Source organism: Zwartia vadi (genome assembly GCF_030410375.1).
GTDB classification, from domain to species: Bacteria; Pseudomonadota; Gammaproteobacteria; order Burkholderiales; family Burkholderiaceae_B; genus Zwartia; species Zwartia vadi.
In genome coordinates this window covers 1-3102 of the sequence record NZ_JAUHHE010000033.1, presented here as the reverse complement: position 1 = coordinate 3102, position 3102 = coordinate 1, and the positions used below count along the sequence as shown (strand labels likewise).

The 3102-nt window shown below is 52.1% G+C and carries 1 rRNA gene; it reads right to left on the bottom strand.

The window, feature by feature from the left end:
- Positions 1-132: 132 nt before the first annotated feature.
- Positions 133-3011 (bottom strand): 23S ribosomal RNA (locus QWY27_RS15155).
- Positions 3012-3102: the final 91 nt, after the last annotated feature.

Below are 3102 nucleotides of genomic sequence, written 5' to 3'. Positions count from 1 at the left end.
GAAGAAGCATGACGTGTTTTCGTTTGAACACGGGTTGGATGTTTTGACTACCTTACATATCTTAATATGTACATAATTATTTGAACGGCACTTTAACTCTACAACAATCAGGTCTTTAACCTGTAGGGTTATAGGATCAAGCCGCACGGGCAATTAGTATCAGTTAGCTTAACGCATTACTGCGCTTCCACACCTGACCTATCAACGTCCTGGTCTTGAACGACCCTTCAGGGGGCTCTAGGCCCCGGGATACCTAATCTTCAGACGAGTTTCCCGCTTAGATGCCTTCAGCGGTTATCTCTTCCGTACATAGCTACCCGGCAATGCCATTGGCATGACAACCGGTACACCAGAGGTACGTCCACTCCGGTCCTCTCGTACTAGGAGCAGGCTCCGTCAAGTATCCAACGCCCACGGCAGATAGGGACCAAACTGTCTCACGACGTTTTAAACCCAGCTCACGTACCTCTTTAAATGGCGAACAGCCATACCCTTGGGACCGGCTACAGCCCCAGGATGAGATGAGCCGACATCGAGGTGCCAAACACCGCCGTCGATATGAACTCTTGGGCGGTATCAGCCTGTTATCCCCAGAGTACCTTTTATCCGTTGAGCGATGGCCCTTCCATACAGAACCACCGGATCACTATGTCCTGCTTTCGCACCTGTTCGACTTGTCAGTCTCACAGTCAAGCACGCTTATGCCATTGCACTATCAGCACGATTTCCGACCGTACCTAGCGTACCTTCGAACTCCTCCGTTACACTTTGGGAGGAGACCGCCCCAGTCAAACTGCCCACCATGCACTGTCCCCGACCCGGATAACGGGCCAAGGTTAGAACCGCAAACAAACCAGGGTGGTATTTCAAGGTTGACTCCACGCGATCTAGCGACCACGCTTCAACGTCTCCCACCTATCCTACACAGGCCGGTTCACAGTCCAATGCAAAGCTACAGTAAAGGTTCATGGGGTCTTTCCGTCTAGCCGCGGGTAGATTGCATCATCACAAACACTTCAACTTCGCTGAGTCTCAGGAGGAGACAGTGTGGCCATCGTTACGCCATTCGTGCAGGTCGGAACTTACCCGACAAGGAATTTCGCTACCTTAGGACCGTTATAGTTACGGCCGCCGTTTACCGGGGCTTCGATCAAGAGCTTGCACCCCATCAATTAACCTTCCGGCACCGGGCAGGCGTCACACCCTATACGTCGACTTTCGTCTTAGCAGAGTGCTGTGTTTTTAATAAACAGTCGCAGCCACCGATTCTCTGCGGCCTCATCATGCTCCGAGCGCGAGCTCTTCACACTACCGAGGCATACCTTCTCCCGAAGTTACGGTATCAATTTGCCGAGTTCCTTCTCCTGAGTTCTCTCAAGCGCCTTGGAATATTCATCCCGTCCACCTGTGTCGGTTTGCGGTACGGTCTTGTATGGCTGAAGCTTAGAGGCTTTTCTTGGAACCACTTCCAGTTACTTCGCGAACAAGTTCGCTCGTGCCACACCCTTGAATCCCGCGCCCGGATTTACCTAAGCGCCTTCTCCAATGCAGCAACAGGGACATCCAACACCCTGATAACCTTCCGCAATCCGTCCCCCCATCGCACCATACAATGGTGCTGGAATATTAACCAGCTTCCCATCAGCTACGCATCTCTGCCTCACCTTAGGGGCCGACTCACCCTGCGCCGATGAACGTTGCGCAGGAAACCTTGGACTTACGGCGAGGGGGCTTTTCACCCCCTTTATCGCTACTCATGTCAGCATTCGCACTTCCGATACCTCCAGCAGCCTTTACAAGCCACCTTCGCAGGCTTACGGAACGCTCTCCTACCGCGTGCAATAAATTGCACACCCGCAGCTTCGGTCTATCGCTTAGCCCCGTTACATCTTCCGCGCAGGACGACTCGATCAGTGAGCTATTACGCTTTCTTTAAAGGATGGCTGCTTCTAAGCCAACCTCCTGACTGTCTATGCCTTCCCACTTCGTTTCCCACTTAGCGATAGTTTGGGACCTTAGCTGGCGGTCTGGGTTGTTTCCCTCTTGAGTCCGGACGTTAGCACCCGGTGCTCTGTCTCCCTCGCTGTACTTGCCGGTATTCGGAGTTTGCCATGGTTTGGTAAGTCGCCATGACCCCCTAGCCATAACAGTGCTCTACCCCCGGCAGTAATACGAGAGGCACTACCTAAATAGTTTTCGGAGAGAACCAGCTATTTCCAGGTTTGTTTAGCCTTTCACCCCTATCCACAGCTCATCCCCTAATTTTTCAACATTAGTGGGTTCGGTCCTCCAGCACGTGTTACCGTGCCTTCAACCTGGCCATGGATAGATCACCTGGTTTCGGGTCTACACCCAGCGACTAGACGCCCTATTCGGACTCGCTTTCGCTACGCCTTCCCTATTCGGTTAAGCTTGCCACTGAATGTAAGTCGCTGACCCATTATACAAAAGGTACGCAGTCACCCCTTGCGAGGCTCCTACTGTTTGTATGCATACGGTTTCAGGATCTATTTCACTCCCCTTCCGGGGTTCTTTTCGCCTTTCCCTCACGGTACTTGTTCACTATCGGTCGATCACGAGTATTTAGCCTTGGAGGATGGTCCCCCCATCTTCAGACAGGATTACACGTGTCCCGCCCTACTTATCGTACGCTTAGTTCCACAATCAGAATTTCGTCTACAGGGCTATCACCTGCTATGGCGGGGCTTTCCATCCCCTTCAACTATTCCAACTGCTAAAACGTACAGGCTCTTCCGATTTCGCTCGCCACTACTTTCGGAATCTCGGTTGATTTCTTTTCCTCGAGCTACTGAGATGTTTCAGTTCGCCCGGTTCGCCTCCTCAGACCTATGTATTCAGTCTGGGATACCGCTTGCGCGGTGGGTTTCCCCATTCGGACATCTACGGATCAATGCTTGTTTGCCAGCTCCCCGTAGCTTTTCGCAGGCTACCACGCCCTTCTTCGCCTGTGATCGCCAAGGCATCCACCATATGCACTTAGTCGCTTGATCCTATAACCATAAAGGCTATAAGACGCTGATTTACTTGTAGCGTTTGTGCCGTTCTTCATCTTTGGCACTCCATCACGTGCTCACCACCAGC